The organism is Bacillus sp. FSL K6-2431 (genome assembly GCF_038005165.1).
In the GTDB taxonomy this organism is placed as follows: domain Bacteria; phylum Bacillota; class Bacilli; order Bacillales; family Bacillaceae; genus Bacillus; species Bacillus pumilus.
Window position 1 is genome coordinate 1,874,018 of record NZ_JBBOSQ010000001.1, and the last position, 14,044, is coordinate 1,888,061.

The 14,044-nt window shown below is 36.4% G+C and carries 19 protein-coding genes and 2 pseudogenes; 10 read left to right on the top strand and 11 right to left on the bottom strand.

What is annotated here, in order from left to right; translation table 11 throughout:
- Positions 1-288: 288 nt before the first annotated feature.
- Complete coding sequence (proS, locus tag MHH40_RS09140; RefSeq protein WP_340900971.1) at positions 289-1,722, top strand: proline--tRNA ligase; 1,434 nt, start codon at positions 289-291, stop codon at positions 1,720-1,722.
- Between the two features lie 143 nt (positions 1,723-1,865).
- Positions 1,866-2,042 carry a hypothetical protein gene (locus MHH40_RS09145; protein WP_167331440.1) on the top strand — a complete coding sequence of 59 codons (177 nt, stop codon included), beginning with the start codon at positions 1,866-1,868 and terminating at the stop codon, positions 2,040-2,042.
- A gap of 30 nt (positions 2,043-2,072) precedes the next feature.
- On the opposite strand, the gene MHH40_RS09150 is transcribed toward MHH40_RS09145, so the two are convergent.
- From MHH40_RS09150 to MHH40_RS09185, 8 genes are all read right to left on the bottom strand, one after another.
- Entirely contained in the window at positions 2,073-2,849 is a 777-nt protein-coding gene (locus tag MHH40_RS09150; RefSeq protein WP_340900974.1) for a sulfite exporter TauE/SafE family protein, read from the bottom strand.
- A 59-nt stretch (positions 2,850-2,908) separates the two neighbouring features.
- On the bottom strand, positions 2,909-3,139 hold the full coding sequence (locus MHH40_RS09155) for a sulfurtransferase TusA family protein (protein ID WP_044139185.1): 231 nt from the start codon (positions 3,137-3,139) through the stop codon (positions 2,909-2,911).
- Between the two features lie 33 nt (positions 3,140-3,172).
- A complete protein-coding gene (locus MHH40_RS09160) occupies positions 3,173-4,300 on the bottom strand; it encodes an MBL fold metallo-hydrolase (protein WP_340900977.1) in 1,128 nt (375 codons plus the stop codon).
- Positions 4,301-4,314: 14 nt separating this feature from the next.
- Positions 4,315-4,875: a sulfurtransferase TusA family protein gene (locus MHH40_RS09165; protein WP_340900979.1), complete on the bottom strand. Its 561-nt coding sequence runs from the start codon at positions 4,873-4,875 to the stop codon at positions 4,315-4,317.
- 47 nt (positions 4,876-4,922) lie between these two features.
- On the bottom strand, positions 4,923-5,276 hold the full coding sequence (locus tag MHH40_RS09170) for a rhodanese-like domain-containing protein (RefSeq protein WP_212046267.1): 354 nt from the start codon (positions 5,274-5,276) through the stop codon (positions 4,923-4,925).
- A gap of 14 nt (positions 5,277-5,290) precedes the next feature.
- Positions 5,291-5,773, bottom strand: coding sequence for a DsrE/DsrF/DrsH-like family protein (locus tag MHH40_RS09175; RefSeq protein WP_012008766.1), 483 nt, complete (start codon positions 5,771-5,773; stop codon positions 5,291-5,293).
- Between the two features lie 123 nt (positions 5,774-5,896).
- Positions 5,897-6,157 (bottom strand): metal-sensitive transcriptional regulator, encoded by a 261-nt coding sequence (locus MHH40_RS09180; protein WP_003217059.1) that lies wholly within the window; start codon positions 6,155-6,157, stop codon positions 5,897-5,899.
- Positions 6,158-6,354: 197 nt separating this feature from the next.
- Positions 6,355-7,188 (bottom strand): hypothetical protein, encoded by an 834-nt coding sequence (locus MHH40_RS09185; protein WP_340900983.1) that lies wholly within the window; start codon positions 7,186-7,188, stop codon positions 6,355-6,357.
- A 147-nt stretch (positions 7,189-7,335) separates the two neighbouring features.
- Between MHH40_RS09185 and MHH40_RS09190 the strand changes: the two genes are divergently transcribed.
- From MHH40_RS09190 to MHH40_RS09220, 7 genes and pseudogenes are all read left to right on the top strand, one after another.
- A complete protein-coding gene (locus MHH40_RS09190; protein ID WP_335356326.1) occupies positions 7,336-7,911 on the top strand; it encodes a hypothetical protein in 576 nt (191 codons plus the stop codon).
- 11 nt (positions 7,912-7,922) lie between these two features.
- Entirely contained in the window at positions 7,923-8,360 is a 438-nt protein-coding gene (locus tag MHH40_RS09195; RefSeq protein WP_322000278.1) for a hypothetical protein, read from the top strand.
- A 106-nt stretch (positions 8,361-8,466) separates the two neighbouring features.
- Complete coding sequence (locus MHH40_RS09200) at positions 8,467-9,273, top strand: hypothetical protein (RefSeq protein WP_105927953.1); 807 nt, start codon at positions 8,467-8,469, stop codon at positions 9,271-9,273.
- Positions 9,260-10,072 carry a hypothetical protein gene (locus MHH40_RS09205; RefSeq protein ID WP_251191209.1) on the top strand — a complete coding sequence of 271 codons (813 nt, stop codon included), beginning with the start codon at positions 9,260-9,262 and terminating at the stop codon, positions 10,070-10,072. The genes MHH40_RS09200 and MHH40_RS09205 overlap by 14 nt, the downstream gene beginning before the upstream one ends.
- Before the next feature lie 14 nt (positions 10,073-10,086).
- Positions 10,087-10,755 carry an ATP-binding cassette domain-containing protein gene (locus MHH40_RS09210; RefSeq protein WP_099679424.1) on the top strand — a complete coding sequence of 223 codons (669 nt, stop codon included), beginning with the start codon at positions 10,087-10,089 and terminating at the stop codon, positions 10,753-10,755.
- Entirely contained in the window at positions 10,752-11,261 is a 510-nt protein-coding gene (locus MHH40_RS09215; RefSeq protein ID WP_340900986.1) for a hypothetical protein, read from the top strand. Before MHH40_RS09210 ends, MHH40_RS09215 begins: the two co-directional genes overlap by 4 nt.
- Positions 11,262-11,393: 132 nt before the next feature.
- Positions 11,394-11,624: pseudogene (locus tag MHH40_RS09220) on the top strand (DUF255 domain-containing protein).
- A 24-nt stretch (positions 11,625-11,648) separates the two neighbouring features.
- Here MHH40_RS09220 and MHH40_RS09225 read toward each other — a convergent pair.
- From MHH40_RS09225 to MHH40_RS09235, 3 genes are read right to left on the bottom strand one after another with little or no spacing between them, the layout of a single operon-like run.
- A complete protein-coding gene (locus MHH40_RS09225; protein ID WP_340900987.1) occupies positions 11,649-12,374 on the bottom strand; it encodes a hypothetical protein in 726 nt (241 codons plus the stop codon).
- Positions 12,375-12,383: 9 nt separating this feature from the next.
- Entirely contained in the window at positions 12,384-12,851 is a 468-nt protein-coding gene (locus MHH40_RS09230) for a protein-export chaperone SecB (protein ID WP_144482168.1), read from the bottom strand.
- A gap of 11 nt (positions 12,852-12,862) precedes the next feature.
- Positions 12,863-13,465 (bottom strand): hypothetical protein, encoded by a 603-nt coding sequence (locus tag MHH40_RS09235; RefSeq protein WP_340900989.1) that lies wholly within the window; start codon positions 13,463-13,465, stop codon positions 12,863-12,865.
- 397 nt (positions 13,466-13,862) lie between these two features.
- Here MHH40_RS09235 and MHH40_RS09240 point away from each other — a divergent pair.
- Positions 13,863-14,044: pseudogene (locus MHH40_RS09240) on the top strand (DUF255 domain-containing protein); the annotation flags it as partial.

Genomic DNA, 14,044 nt, shown 5'->3' on the forward strand with positions numbered 1-14,044 from the left:
CTTGCTTTCTCCTGCATTTACAGGTAAACTGATGAAAAATCAACGAACATTGATCAACGTAGATCTGGAATAGTAGCTTGAATTGACCTTTAACAGAGAGGGAACGGTGCTGAGAAGTTCCTACTGACATCTTCAAGTGAACCTGCCGATTTAGTTCTGTTTCATACAGCGGTTCATACCGTTATCATGATCGAGTGTAAAGCTGTGCTTTAAATTAGGGTGGTACCACCAGGAATGGTCCCTAACTTAAAGCACAGCTTTTTTGCATTTTAAAAGGAGGAATATGCAATGCCAAAGAAACAATTTGTTGAAAAAATCACAAGCATGGAAGACGATTTTGCCCAGTGGTATACAGATGTTGTCACAAAGGCACGCCTCGTCGATTATTCAAGCGTCAGAGGCAGTATGATCATTCAGCCATACGGCTTTAAAATTTGGGAGAATATTCGGGACGAACTGGACCGCCAAATCAAAGAAACAGGGCATGAGAATGTGTATATGCCGCTCTTTATCCCAGAAAGTCTGCTGCAGCAGGAAAAAGACCATATCGAAGGCTTCGCTCCTGAAGTGGCGTGGGTCACACATGGCGGTGAATCCGAATTACAGGAAAGGCTCTGCGTCAGACCAACCTCTGAAGTACTGTTCGCTGAGCATTACAAAAATATCATTCATTCCTACCGTGATTTACCGAAGCTTTATAACCAATGGGCGAATGTCGTTCGCTGGGAAAAGACCACACGTCCATTTCTTAGAACGCTTGAATTCTTATGGCAGGAAGGACACACATGTCATGAGACTGAGCAAGAAGCGATTGAGGAGACAGAAAGAATGCTTCACATTTACGCTTCTCTTTGCGAAGAGCTCCTTGCCATTCCTGTCATTAAAGGGAGAAAAACAGAGAAGGAAAAATTCGCTGGTGCCCGCTTCACCTATACAGTTGAAAGCCTGATGCATGATGGAAAAGCGCTGCAAACGGCCACTTCTCACTTCTTCGGAAACGGATTTGCCAAAGCATTTGGCATTGAATTCTTAAACCGCGAAGGAAAGCTAGAGCATGTCCAGCAAACCTCTTGGGGCTTCACCACAAGAATCATCGGTGCCATGATCATGGTGCACGGCGATGACAGAGGACTCGTCCTTCCGCCAAACATTGCACCAACCCAAGTGCGGATCGTGCCAATCGCCTCTCATAAAGAAGGTGTACTCGATCATGCCTACGAATTGAAAGATCGACTCACCCGCATCGCACGTGCTGACATTGATGCAAGCGATAAACAGCCAGGCTGGAAATTCAACGAATGTGAAATGCAGGGCATTCCTCTACGTGTTGAAGTGGGACCAAAGGACATCGAAAAAGGACAGGTGATGCTCGCAAGACGAGACACTGGTGAAAAGCAAGCTGTCACATTAGATGCACTTGAACAAACCATCACATCCACGCTTGAAGATATTCAACGGACGATGTACGAAAAGGCGAAAGAACGATTACATGAAAAAACATCAAGAGCTCACACCATCGAAGACATTGAGCACATTCTTTCAGAAGAAAACCGATTGATTAAAGCCATGTGGTGTGGTGACGAAGCCTGCGAGAACGACATTAAAGAAAGAACAGGGGCGACCTCACGCTGTATCCCATTTGAACAGGAATCTGTCTCTGATACATGTGTCTGCTGCGGAAAGCCTGCATCTGATATGGTTTTCTGGGCAAAAGCTTATTGAGAATAGAAACGAAAGAGAAGCATCCTTCACGGTGCTTCTTTTTTGTTAAAAAGACCCAAACACCCATTGACCTCACCAGCACGATCCCCTATAATTCATATTAATATAATCGGTTTTCAAGACTTTAACTGGAGTGGTGATATATGAAGCGCTGGCCCTCACTGTTTGCCGAACGCTGCCCTAAATGTAAAACAGCATTAGAAGTCTCTAAGTCCAATGCCCTGCAAGGCAAAGTCGTGAAAACATGCCCCAACCTTCATTATCAAAAAGAGTATCACCCAGCCCTTGAAACATATATCGAGCACGATGACGTCAAATAAAAAAGACCAACACGTTTGCTGGTCCTTTCTTTATAATAAATCCAGCCAAATTTTGACCGCTGTCGCTGTAATCATCACAGCAAGTGCCCATTGCAAGTAGACGGCATTGATTTTCTGACCGATCTTAGCACCAATCGGAGCGGCTATTAAACTTGCCAGCATCAGCACAACCGCAGGAAGAAGCATGACTTGACCCGTCAATATCTTTCCAGTCGATGCGCCAATCGCAGATAGAAACGTAATCGCTAGTGAAGACGCAATCGTCATCCGGACAGGAATTTTTAAAATAGACAGCATCACCGGTACCAATATAAATGCTCCACCCGCGCCTAGCACCCCGGAAACACTGCCAATCACAAAGGCTATACCTGCCGCAAGTCCTTTATGAAAAGTGACTTCTCCCTCTGCATCTGCACGCTGTCCCTTTTTTGGAATCAGCATGAGGACCACAGCCACAATTGCAAGCAATCCATAGACGAGATTCATCCCATTCTCTGGCATAAAGTGAGAGACATAACTGCCTAATAAGCTGCCCGCCAATATACTGCTCCCCATATATAAAATCAAAGTCCGATGTAAAAATCCGCTTTTACGATAGGCCAATACCCCACCTAGCGTCGAAAAAAGCACTTGGATGGCGCCAATCCCTGATACCTCGTGTGCCGATAGTGCCATCACACCGACCAGTGGGGGGATATATAGCAGCATAGGATAGTTGATCACAGATCCCCCGATCCCCACCATTCCTGATAAGAAGGAACCAATACATCCGATGATAAAAAGTGTAATCAAAAATGCAAAATCCACGCTGGTCTCCTCCTTTTGCAAAAGGAAAAGGGGATCTTCAGCAGATACCCCTACATCCTTTAGGACCCTTTTCTCACCCAGAACTTCAGCACATGTCCTTCTTCCGTCTGCGTGATCAATTCATGTCCGCTTGACTTCGCCCATGCTGCTAAGTCAGCTTTAGCCCCTTTATCTGTTGCATGTATTTCTAACACTTGACCCTCCGTCAAGTCATTCATTTTTTTCTTCGTCCGAATAATCGGCATTGGGCATGCAAGCCCTGTGACGTCTAATATTTGATCTGATGTCATTTGATTGTTCCTCTCTTCTTATTTTATTGGACATTACCGAATCGCACAACGGTTTGGACCAATTTCCATTTCACGCTGCGCTTCATCATCTGGACTCAGCTTCCCCATATTGGTTTGACGAATGTCTTGATAGGCGTTTGGCTGTGCAGGCAGATTCTTCGTGACCATTTGTCTAAATACGTCATCATCTTCAATATTCAGTCCATGATTTTCTTCAAATAGAACGCCTAGCTCCTTCCAAACGCTTCCGTCTTCATTGACTTCATCCATGATCATAAAATGCGCTGGTAGCACAATCAATTCTTTCGAAAGTGCTCCATATCGGTCATAAAGTGTTTCTCTCAAATCACCTACCCAGTCCTCCGCCATTCCAGCGAGGTCAGGTCTTCCAATCGAATCAACGAACAAAATATCACCTGAAAGAAGATATTGATGATCCACGATAAAGGATGTTGACCCAATCGTATGCCCCGGTGAGTAAAGGGGATGAATGTCAATGGTAGCCGCTCCAATCGTTATGCGCTGCCCTTCTTCAAGTCGGTGATACTCAAAGATCACTTCTTCTGCATCTTTTGGCGGCAGCCAGTAGCTAGCACCAGTCTGTTCAGCCAGTTTCTTCCCGCCAGAAATATGATCTGCATGAAGATGAGTATCCAACACTTGGGTTATAGAGACATGATGTTTTTTAGCAAAACGGGTATAGACATCCGTCATTCTAGCTGCATCTACAATTGCGGCTTCTCCATTCGACATGATCATATAAGACAAACATCCCTTGCCCATTCGCACAAATTGATACAGCTCTCCACCGCCGCTTAAATCACCGATCTTCACTGGCTCTAGATGCTCACTCCACGCCTTCATACCGCCTTCTAAATAATGGACCGTTCTGCCCGCCTCTGACAGCATCTCCGCGATCATAATAGAGGAGCCTTCCTTGGCACAAACCACCAACACTTCACGATCATGAGGAATGTCATGCAAAATGCCCTCTACTCCTTCAAGGAGATCAAAATAAGGCACATTCATATGAGCGATTGCTTCCCCTTCGATCTTCCAATCCTGAACATCCGCTTGATTTCGCACATCTAGCAAAAAGAGCGGTTCCTTGCTCACGATCTTTTTTGTTAACTGCTCTGCGTTCATCGCTGTTACCGTCATGTTTCATTCAGCTCCTATTTTTCAATCGCTCCTGTCCAGCTATTCATGCCTGGCACGATATTCATCAATTGATGAAATCCTTGTTCTTTTAACTTTTGCGCAGCTAATTCACTTCTTCTGCCTGAATGACAGATCAGGTAAATGTCCGTCTCCCGGCTCAATTCCTCCGCACGTTGTTCAACCTCACCAAGAGGAATATGAACAGCTCCTGGAATATGCCCCGCCTCGTATTCATCCAGCTCTCGCACATCTAAAATAAACAAAGGTGGATCTTCTTTTACTTTCTGTTGAAAAGTCTCCAAAGACATTTCCGAAATCATGGACTTCCCTTCTTTCTCTTGTTCTCCGCCCTTACGAATCAAATGATGAAGCACCTGACCTTCTACTTTTGTCCCTAAAAATTCGTGACCGGCACTTTTTGACCATGCCGCTAGATCCGCTGCTGACCCTTTATCGGTAGCCTGCACTTCAAGTACGTCTCCTGGTAAGAGCTCATTCATTTGTTTTTTTGTTTTCACAATCGGCATCGGGCATGCCAGTCCTTTTGCATCTAAAATGACAGTTGGTTGCTGCATGTCATGTCCTCCTTCATATAGGGATGGGGGTATATTTTGTTGCGCATTTAATACCAAGCATTCATGCCACCCTTGATGTTTGTAATCTGAGTAAATCCTTGCTTCTTCAATATTTTCGCCGCCTGCATACTTCTCATCCCGCTTTGACATATCACATAAACCTCTTCATTTTTCTCAAGCTGAGAAGCTCGATCCTTCAAATGAGGCAATGGAATGTTTTGAAAGCCTTTGATATGATTTGTTTGAAATTCACTAGGAGAGCGCACATCAATGAGCTGTTGACCTCTGCTTTTCAGCTTCTTTTTCATATGAGCTGCATCCATTTGCTTCACACCTCGAACCGGCAGAAAGCGGCTCACGAGTAATCCAATTACGATGATGAGTAAAATCGTCTGCACCATCCTGCTTCACCTCACTAGATAAATAAATTCACACGTCCAATTTCAGCCTCTGCTAAATATGCCGCTACACCAGCATATTGAATGTCATCTAATAATTCTTTCTCCTGTAATCCTAAAAGATCCATCGTCATTGTACATGCCACGAGGTTAATATCCTGCTCCTTCGCCATCTCAATGAGCTGCGGCAAGGTCATGGCATTGTGCTTTTTGATCACATGCTTAATCATTTTCGGTCCCATTCCCGCAAAATTCATCTTGGAAATCCCCATGCGATCAGCCCCGCGCGGCATCATCTTGCCGAACATTTTTTCTAAAAATCCTTTTTTCATCGGTACCATCTCATCCTTACGCAAGGCATTCAGTCCCCAAAACGTATGGAAAATGGTCACCTCATGATCATAAGCTGCTGCACCATTGGCAATAATGTAAGCTGCCATCGCTTTATCATAATCTCCACTGAATAACACAATCGTCGTGCGTTTTTTCTGTTCTTCCATTCTGCTCCTCCTTCAATAATTACCTATGGGGGTATATAAAAATAAAAAATATATACATATACCGGTAAGGGTATATTACATCAAGTAAAAAAATCCGTCAACCTCCAAAGGCTGAGGAATTTCTTACCGGCTTTTCACCAATAGCTCAACTGCCTCTTTCACAAGACCTTCCGTATCCTTGCCTTGTTCAAGACTTTCACGAACACATTGCTCAAGGTTTGTACTCACAATCACACCCATTGCCCGATCAATCGCATTACGTGATGCAGACAGCTGCGTGACCACCTCGCGGCAATCCTTGCCCTGCTCCATCATCGCAAGAACCCCTTTAATCTGCCCTTCAATCCGGCGAAGACGATTCTTCATCTGCTGATTATACTCCATGAATAAGGACTCCTTTCTATTCTTTCTATGACAGATAGTATACCCTAAGAGGTATTTAGTCAAACATGATGATATTAAAAAAGAAGAACTACTGATATAAATGTCACAGTAGCTCCTCATTTTTAAGTACTTTAACTCTCCTTAGAACGGGTAAATGTAGATTTCAAGTCTACAGGATAATATATTGTTATAAAATATCATTCCATTTCGGTATCACTTATTAAATCATACTTAGTTAGATAAATTCCTCCAACTACTGAAAGAACAATACAAAGAATAGGTACTATAATTAGTGTAATACTAATAGAGACAACTGGAGATAAACCAAACATAGGGTGCCTAATCAGCATAAATTCATTTCCAAGCAGCAGTGGGTTGTCTGAGAAAATTGAAAGGAATAAAATACAGATACAAACTATGAAACTATAAATTGTTTTAAAAATTAATGATAATAAAGCAAAGATAAAAGTGAAAAGAAATGTCCCAGCTATATTTAAGAGAATTGAATAAACAATAATTTGACTATAAGAGAATTGAAAAGAGGAATATCTTAAAATACTTTCGCCGTAATCTGTCAAATTATTTACTGTACCCCCACTCAACTTCCATACAAACCAGGTTAAGGACAATATTAATATGTAAAAGATCAATATTGCAGTACAACAAAATAATAGTTTGCTTACCCATAATTTAAATATTGACTTTGTTCTAACTCTAATAAAGGCACTATGGGCAAATAGATCTTCTTTTATAAAAGTATTGACCAATATTGCACCACTTAATTGAAATATAATCCATCCAAAAGGAAATTCAATTGTTTGTTGTTCGACAAGTTCAAAGGGAACACCCGCAAAGGTTTTACCAATAACATCCCAAAACGCAACATTACTTTTAGTTAAACTAATATGCAGAAAATAAAGGTAGTATAGAAAATTAAACAACCCTAGAATAGATATAATGATAAAAGTCTTTGTAGTTCTATGAAACCCAAGAATCATATCTCTTTTAAAAAGTAATAATAAACCAATCATGTAAAAAAGCCCTCTCTTATCAACTAACTAGAACATAGCATAACATAGCATTTTAAATAAAAAAATACAAAAAAAGGTGTATTTTTCTTTATTTTATTGTATAATTCTCACGTACCGGTACAAATTATGGTTTTAGTGGGGAAAATAGTGAAAAAGTTATTTACATTTTTTTTAATTTTAATAATGATATCTTTGATTAGTGCTTGTCAATCAAATAATTTCAATAACACCATAAAAGATAAAGCTCCAGATCCTTCTATAAGTATAAAAGATTTGGATAATAGTACAAAGGATGAACCTAAAATATTCTATTTTGATACGGAACAAAAGCAAAGTCTTTTCAAAGTTATATTTTGGGAACAGTTGAAAGAGAAGCATTATTATCAAGGTGAGATTAAGAATAATGATGTGGCAATTGAAAATGTTTTCAAAAGAGAAGACATCGAAGTTGGACCACTTCCTAAAAATTATGAATTAGCGATGACCTTCAGTCAAAAAGAACCTCCCCCAACAAAAATCTTAGGAAAATTGAAAGATGATAGGGGAGCGATTCATCAATGGGAGCAATCTTATGATATCCCAGATGCTGATCACGATTTTTTAATTAATCTACCAAAATTCAAAGGTCAGAAAGCAGAAATAGCATTAAGAATGATTTGGCTAAATAAAGATAATAATTGCATAGGTGTTGCAGATAAATATTTTGTTGTAAGTAAACAGTGAGGAGAAGACCGTTGAAAAATAAAATAATCATTACCCTAACTTTAATTCTAGGAGTAACCTTTTCTACTATAGGAATTGTGCATGTCTATGCAGGAGAACCAAGTGGCAACTATAAAGATACTAATTATAATTTTAGATTTCTAAAAGGAAATCCATATGATGAGACAACATCCAGAACAAAATTTACTAAATCCTGGTATTATATGAACAGTGAAAAGAATAATACTTCTTATGTAGCCTGGGCCAGATCTAAAGGAAAAGATGTTTCAGATGGCCACTATTATACAATTAAGAAAAATTATAAAGGAGTACAACTCCTATACAATTTGGCAGTTGAAAAAACATTCTTGGGAATAGGATATCCGCCTGTTTCGATTGGTGCTAAGAAGAATGCAGCTGGTTATGCTAATGGCGTATGGAGTCCCGATTACGATCGAAACAGCCCTTGATTCTATTAGGCTCTTTAAATTCAAAAGAGAGCTATATGACACAGCGACTCAGAATTAACTGAGTCGCTTCTACATTTATTTTTAAATAAACGAAATGGAGAGATACATGTTTTATTTGCTTATATTACGATTAATAAAACGCCCATCTTTTTACATATCATTAGCCATAGGTGCAATTCTAGCAATTGCATATTTTTGGACAGAAGAAATGCCACTCAAAGAGCATTTAGAACTTACTGGAGGAATTTCTTTTACCCCTTATACAAAATGGATGGGGATTGGTGGAATATCAGATTATCCAGCACTTTACATGTTCCTATTACCAATTTTAGCAACACTTCCATTTTCAGATCTGTACTCAAGAGATCGATCAACTGGTTTTATTCGCTTTTTAATTATTAGAGGAAAACAAAAACAATATTTCTTTAGTTTGTTTCTTATAAACTTTTTAGCAGGTATGCTCACAGCTGTCTTTCCTCTATTATTAAATATTTATTTGTCTTTCATGAGACTTCCAAATATAAAACCTGATAGAGCGATTAACAATGAGATGCCTTTAGACTCTGATAATACTTTCTTACCAGATCTATATTATACACATCCCTTTGTTCATATGCTTTTATATGTCATATTGATTGGTATTTTCTCTGGTATGTTCGCAAGTATAGCTTTGGGATTTGGAATGTTTATTAAAAAATCATTTGTTGTTCTAATTACACCTTTTGCAAGTTTATATGTCATAAACATGGTACTTTCAACACTAGGGCATCAGGAAATGATATCAACAAGCTTCTTGCAACAACAGGCTACAGATGGTGTGAGTCTAGCAAGTCTTGTTTTACACTTGTTTATCGGATTTATGTTAAGTTTTTCATTATACATTCTAGGGGTTAAAAAGAATGTTATTCATTAAAGAACTACATATCGTTTTACTCGACATATACCGTTATAAAGTGCGATTATTCATTTGGTTTTTTTGTTATTTGCTCTGTATTTTATATTTAGTCAAAGAAAGTTTACCGCAACATGGAATAATGGGAATACCACAATCTTTAAATTTATTTTTCTCTTCCTATACATTTATTTTTCCCGTATTACCCCTTTTTCTAATGTTTTTTTCATTTGGAATCGTACCTTTTTTTGACTCTTCTCGTTTTGTTCGTTATCAAAAAAGAGAAAAAGTATTTTTATCGTTATTATTACGTGTCTTTTGGATCTGTCTAATATTCACTCTCATATACCTAATCGGTGGTTTCCTTCTGGGTGGCTTCCTGTCAGGAAGGTGGGACAACGTTTGGCTGTCTACAAAAGGAGCTCCGTACTTAATATATGGCGATCAACTACCTTTAGATGAATACTTTTCATCTAATATCATGTTAATTAGATATCTGATTACAAGTTTATTGGTATTCTATCTGATCGGATTATTTGTTGTGGTTTGCTATTTGTTAAGTAAAAATTATATATACAGCTTTATTATCATTTCATCTACTTTCATTCTTGATAAAATGCTTAATATTTATTTTGGTTTTTCTTTCATTAATGACTCTCTGTCATTAGAAATGACATCTTGGCTTATACCAGGTTTATTTTCTAGAATGATTTATTTATTTAGTGGTTTTGGATTACTTTTTACTTTTCTTGCATATAAAATTTTTATCAAACAAGATTTTTTAAATGAATACGGTATTGATCATGAAAAAGAATGTTAATCGAGGTGAAACTCATGTCAGAAGAATATATTAAAATTGAGGCATTAAACAAATTTATTAAAAAAAACCACGTCCTTAAGAATATTAACTTATCATTAAAAAAGGGGAATATTTATGGTTTTCGTGGACCTAATGGATCCGGAAAAACAATGTTGTTTCGTGTATTATCCGGATTAGTAAAACCAAGTGATGGAAAAGTAACTGTAGGTGGGAAACAATTACACAGAGACATCTCATTTCCCGAAAATGTTGGAATATTAATAGAGTATCCTGGTTTTATCCCAGAATATACTGGTTTTGCTAACCTAAAATTACTCTCTATGATTCAGAATAAAATTAACGATAACGAAATTTCTGCTGTCATTTCTCGTGTAGGGCTTGATCCAAATGACAAAAGAAAGTTTAAAAAGTATTCTCTTGGAATGAAACAACGTTTGGGAATAGCTCAAGCAATTATGGAAAAACCGGATTTGCTCATTTTAGATGAACCTACTAATGCTTTAGATGAGAAAGCAGTCGAAATAGTACATCAATTACTCGTAACATTAAAAAATGAAGGTAAAACAATTTTGATCGCTAGCCATGATAAAGAAACTCTTCAAAAGGTTTCAGATACGATTTATGATATTGAATCTGGTGAAATTATAAAAGAAACGATTGTTGATAGGGATAAAGAAAAATGAGAAAAAAAGTAATAGTAATTTCAGTAATGACTATAATTTTTATCTTAATCAGCATGTTCCGCTATCAACAAGTGAATAGTGAATACTCCAAATATAAAGTAACAGAAAAAAACCTTACGACAAATGAAACATTTGAATTTCTAAAAATAAGTCATACGTTTAAAAAAGCTAAGAAAATTAATACCATTGATGAAATGAGAAATAAAATAACTGAATACCGCATACCATTTACATTAAAAAATCAAACAAACGATAAACTACCCCTCCATCCTGAATTTTATAGAATGATGAGGGGAGAGGAAGAAACCCAGACAATAGATTTTATTAATAATAAAACAGGGAAAAGAATTAAAGATATAAATCCTCATCAATATATAAGCGGTACAGTCACCTTTACATTTGGAAATAATGGTGAGAAAAATTTAAAAACTCCTAAACTCCATATGATTGGGAGCGATGGAATATCAGTTGAAAAATTCATTGTGGAAATTGATTACTTCAAGTAACGTATACTATTTACCATCAAAAAAATACGCCCTTTTGTCCTCTTCTACTTTAAGAGGATTTTTTTTATAAAAAGACGAATTCTCACTAAAGGAAAAATACACAGTAAAATATTACATGAAAGAAGGTGACCCATGCCAAACAACCAAACACCCAACACACTCATCACTTAAAAATCACCATACCTCCTTCAACACGCTTACAACCCAGTTCACTGGTACCCGTGGGGGCAAGAAGCCTTCGACAAAGCCAAGCGTGAAAATAAACCCGTGCTTGTCAGTATTGGCTATGCCACTTGCCACTGGTGGCATAATAAGAAGTCTAATATTTTGCCACAACATAAAAAGCCACCTAATTTTAGGTAGCCTCATAGCAAAATTATTTTATTATCAACTAAAATTATTTTCTAATAACTTTTTAGGATTCACAAAATCCATATATTCATAGCCCCAATTCTGTTGAAGATTGTTTAGGCTATCTTCATAATCACTATTAAAACAGGCAAAATAAATTTTTGGCTCACAATAATTATCCTTCAAATAGTTATATGCATTTTCCAAATATTCAACTTTATCTCGATGAGCTTTTCCCGCTTTATCAAAAGGTCTATTTCTAGGAATAACATTACAGATATCAGTTTTGCATTCAACAAATTCAATAAAAGTGTGGTTTTTATCAATAAAAACCAAGTCACATTTTTTATTTGTTATGCCTACTATATCTTTTCCATCCATTATAGTTGGCTCTATATAACGGTGAAGTTGATTTATTATTATTGGATTACAAGTAGAAACAGGGCCAAAATTATAGATAAATTCTTCGAGAATTTTAGACCTTATCCTATTAAATTTCTTCTCAATATTTCCATACAAATCTTTAATAGTTTTAATTAAATTAACTCTATTTTCATCATCAAGGCCATATTTTGGAGAATTAAACTCTAATTCAATTACTTCATCAATGTCTGAAAAAACTGTCCTATTCTTTTTATATCTAGCCAAAAAGCTTGTTAAATTAACAAATACTTCCGGATGCGTATCAGCCAGTTTAAGAATATCTCTAACCATATCTTCATTTGTACTAATATTTTTATATTTCAAAAATGAAAGAGACATAAAAAATACCTAAAACTTTCCTATTATAAAGGGTGGAATTACTAACGGGGGTAATCCCATTCTAGTTGTTGTTGAGCTTATCATCTCTCTTGCATAAGGCCAAGCGTTAACAGGAACATTGTTATCAGCAAAATGTTTAATTTCTTTGTCCAATCCCAATAGGAAATCAATTTCTTCATCAACTTTGAGAGCGTAAATTAAATCAAGAGTGAAATTTATCCTAAAAAGAAGACTTTCATCTTGAAAATCTTCAATAGATTCCTCATTTCCTACACTTTCGCCTGCGACTACTTCAAAGCCAATTTGCACTCTTAGCTCTACCCCATCTTTTTGAATAGATTTAATATCATGTTCTAAAGCTATATCTAATTCTCTGGACCTATCAAAAGAAGTATTTTTATTACACATAAGTGAATTCAGTTCTATTTTTTCAAGATTTATCTTTTTAATAAAGTCATTGTACTTCGTTTCATCCATTCCAAATTCTCCTAAGCAGGCTTTTTTTCTTTATATAATTTTTGGTTTAGTACATAAGGAGTTTTTATAGAGAATGTCTTTTTTTCTCCTTGAGTTAATAATGTTCTTTTCTCTTGCTTATTATTAACTTTTTTAATCTTTAAGTTCATTTTTAAATTTGCCAAAAGCTCACTTATATATGAACAAATCAATTCTAATTGATTATAATTTAATTCTTTATTTAAAAATCTTTTTGTGATCTTTTGTTCATACTTCAATACATCATCTAGGTAATGAATGTCCACATTGTTATACTTTATATAGTCCATTATTTCATTTTTTAAAATTGCACCTTTTTTCTTTAATTTTTTATTTGTTGAATCAACTTCGTGAAATAAACCTTTGAAATATTCATCATCTTTATTAGAAGGTTTAGAATTCAACTGTTTAATTAAGTAACCTGCCGTATAATTGATCAACGCCTGTAATTCATTAAATAAATTGGTCAACTCATTGTGGACAATTCCATCATTCGATTGGTTTAAAATATTTTTATTTAATCTAATTTTAGAGTAAGTTAAAGTTTCTTTTGGAAGAGCAATGTTTTCCATTATAATCGCTCCCTTTATTTTCATTATAATTACCTCCATCTTAGCATATGGACTTGCCACAGTAAACAAAAGCACTTCATATCTTTTCCAATATAGATTTGCACCTTCATTAATTATGAATATCTTTGAATTTTTAAATTAAATTACCCTAAATAAGTTATCAAAAACATTCTTGCCAAATAAAAAGCCTTTTATAATATCTGGCAAGTGTATGACACGCTCAGTTTTGGAAAACTTCGATAAAGATTATAGAATAAGCTTTAAATGTCCCTATTACATCTATGCGTTTTAAATGTGATAAACAGCAAAATCAAACTATGTAAAGCATTTAATAAGACGATATTGTATTGTTAAGTAATTTATGAGTTATTATTTAACTTAGGACTTTGAAATTCTGATGAAGAATACAGGAGGTGATCCCATGCCAAACAAAAAAATACCCAACCGATTAATCGCTGAAAAATCTCCCTACCTACTCCAACACGCATATAATCCAGTCAACTGGTACACATGGTCAGATGAAGCATTTAAAAAAGCGAAACTTGAAAACAAACCTGTTTTCGTATCGATTGGGTATGGATAACCAAAGGAACTTGTCACTGG

Bases quoted from the DNA above. Each gene is read 5' to 3' on its own strand.
- MHH40_RS09170 (WP_212046267.1), bottom strand. From the start codon at position 5,276: ATGGTGCAGACGATTTTACTCATCATCGTAATTGGATTACTCGTGAGC.
- MHH40_RS09200 (WP_105927953.1), top strand. From the start codon at position 8,467: ATGTTTTATTTGCTTATATTACGATTAATAAAACGCCCATCTTTTTAC.
- MHH40_RS09230 (WP_144482168.1), bottom strand. From the start codon at position 12,851: ATGGATGAAACGAAGTACAATGACTTTATTAAAAAGATAAATCTTGAA.
- MHH40_RS09180 (WP_003217059.1), bottom strand. From the start codon at position 6,157: ATGGAGTATAATCAGCAGATGAAGAATCGTCTTCGCCGGATTGAAGGG.
- MHH40_RS09210 (WP_099679424.1), top strand. From the start codon at position 10,087: ATGTCAGAAGAATATATTAAAATTGAGGCATTAAACAAATTTATTAAA.
- MHH40_RS09175 (WP_012008766.1), bottom strand. From the start codon at position 5,773: ATGGAAGAACAGAAAAAACGCACGACGATTGTGTTATTCAGTGGAGAT.
- MHH40_RS09205 (WP_251191209.1), top strand. From the start codon at position 9,260: ATGTTATTCATTAAAGAACTACATATCGTTTTACTCGACATATACCGT.
- MHH40_RS09155 (WP_044139185.1), bottom strand. From the start codon at position 3,139: ATGACATCAGATCAAATATTAGACGTCACAGGGCTTGCATGCCCAATG.
- MHH40_RS09185 (WP_340900983.1), bottom strand. From the start codon at position 7,188: ATGATTGGTTTATTATTACTTTTTAAAAGAGATATGATTCTTGGGTTT.
- MHH40_RS09235 (WP_340900989.1), bottom strand. From the start codon at position 13,465: ATGAAAATAAAGGGAGCGATTATAATGGAAAACATTGCTCTTCCAAAA.
- MHH40_RS09145 (WP_167331440.1), top strand. From the start codon at position 1,866: ATGAAGCGCTGGCCCTCACTGTTTGCCGAACGCTGCCCTAAATGTAAA.
- proS (WP_340900971.1), top strand. From the start codon at position 289: ATGCCAAAGAAACAATTTGTTGAAAAAATCACAAGCATGGAAGACGAT.
- MHH40_RS09215 (WP_340900986.1), top strand. From the start codon at position 10,752: ATGAGAAAAAAAGTAATAGTAATTTCAGTAATGACTATAATTTTTATC.
- MHH40_RS09225 (WP_340900987.1), bottom strand. From the start codon at position 12,374: ATGTCTCTTTCATTTTTGAAATATAAAAATATTAGTACAAATGAAGAT.
- MHH40_RS09165 (WP_340900979.1), bottom strand. From the start codon at position 4,875: ATGCAGCAACCAACTGTCATTTTAGATGCAAAAGGACTGGCATGCCCG.
- MHH40_RS09160 (WP_340900977.1), bottom strand. From the start codon at position 4,300: ATGACGGTAACAGCGATGAACGCAGAGCAGTTAACAAAAAAGATCGTG.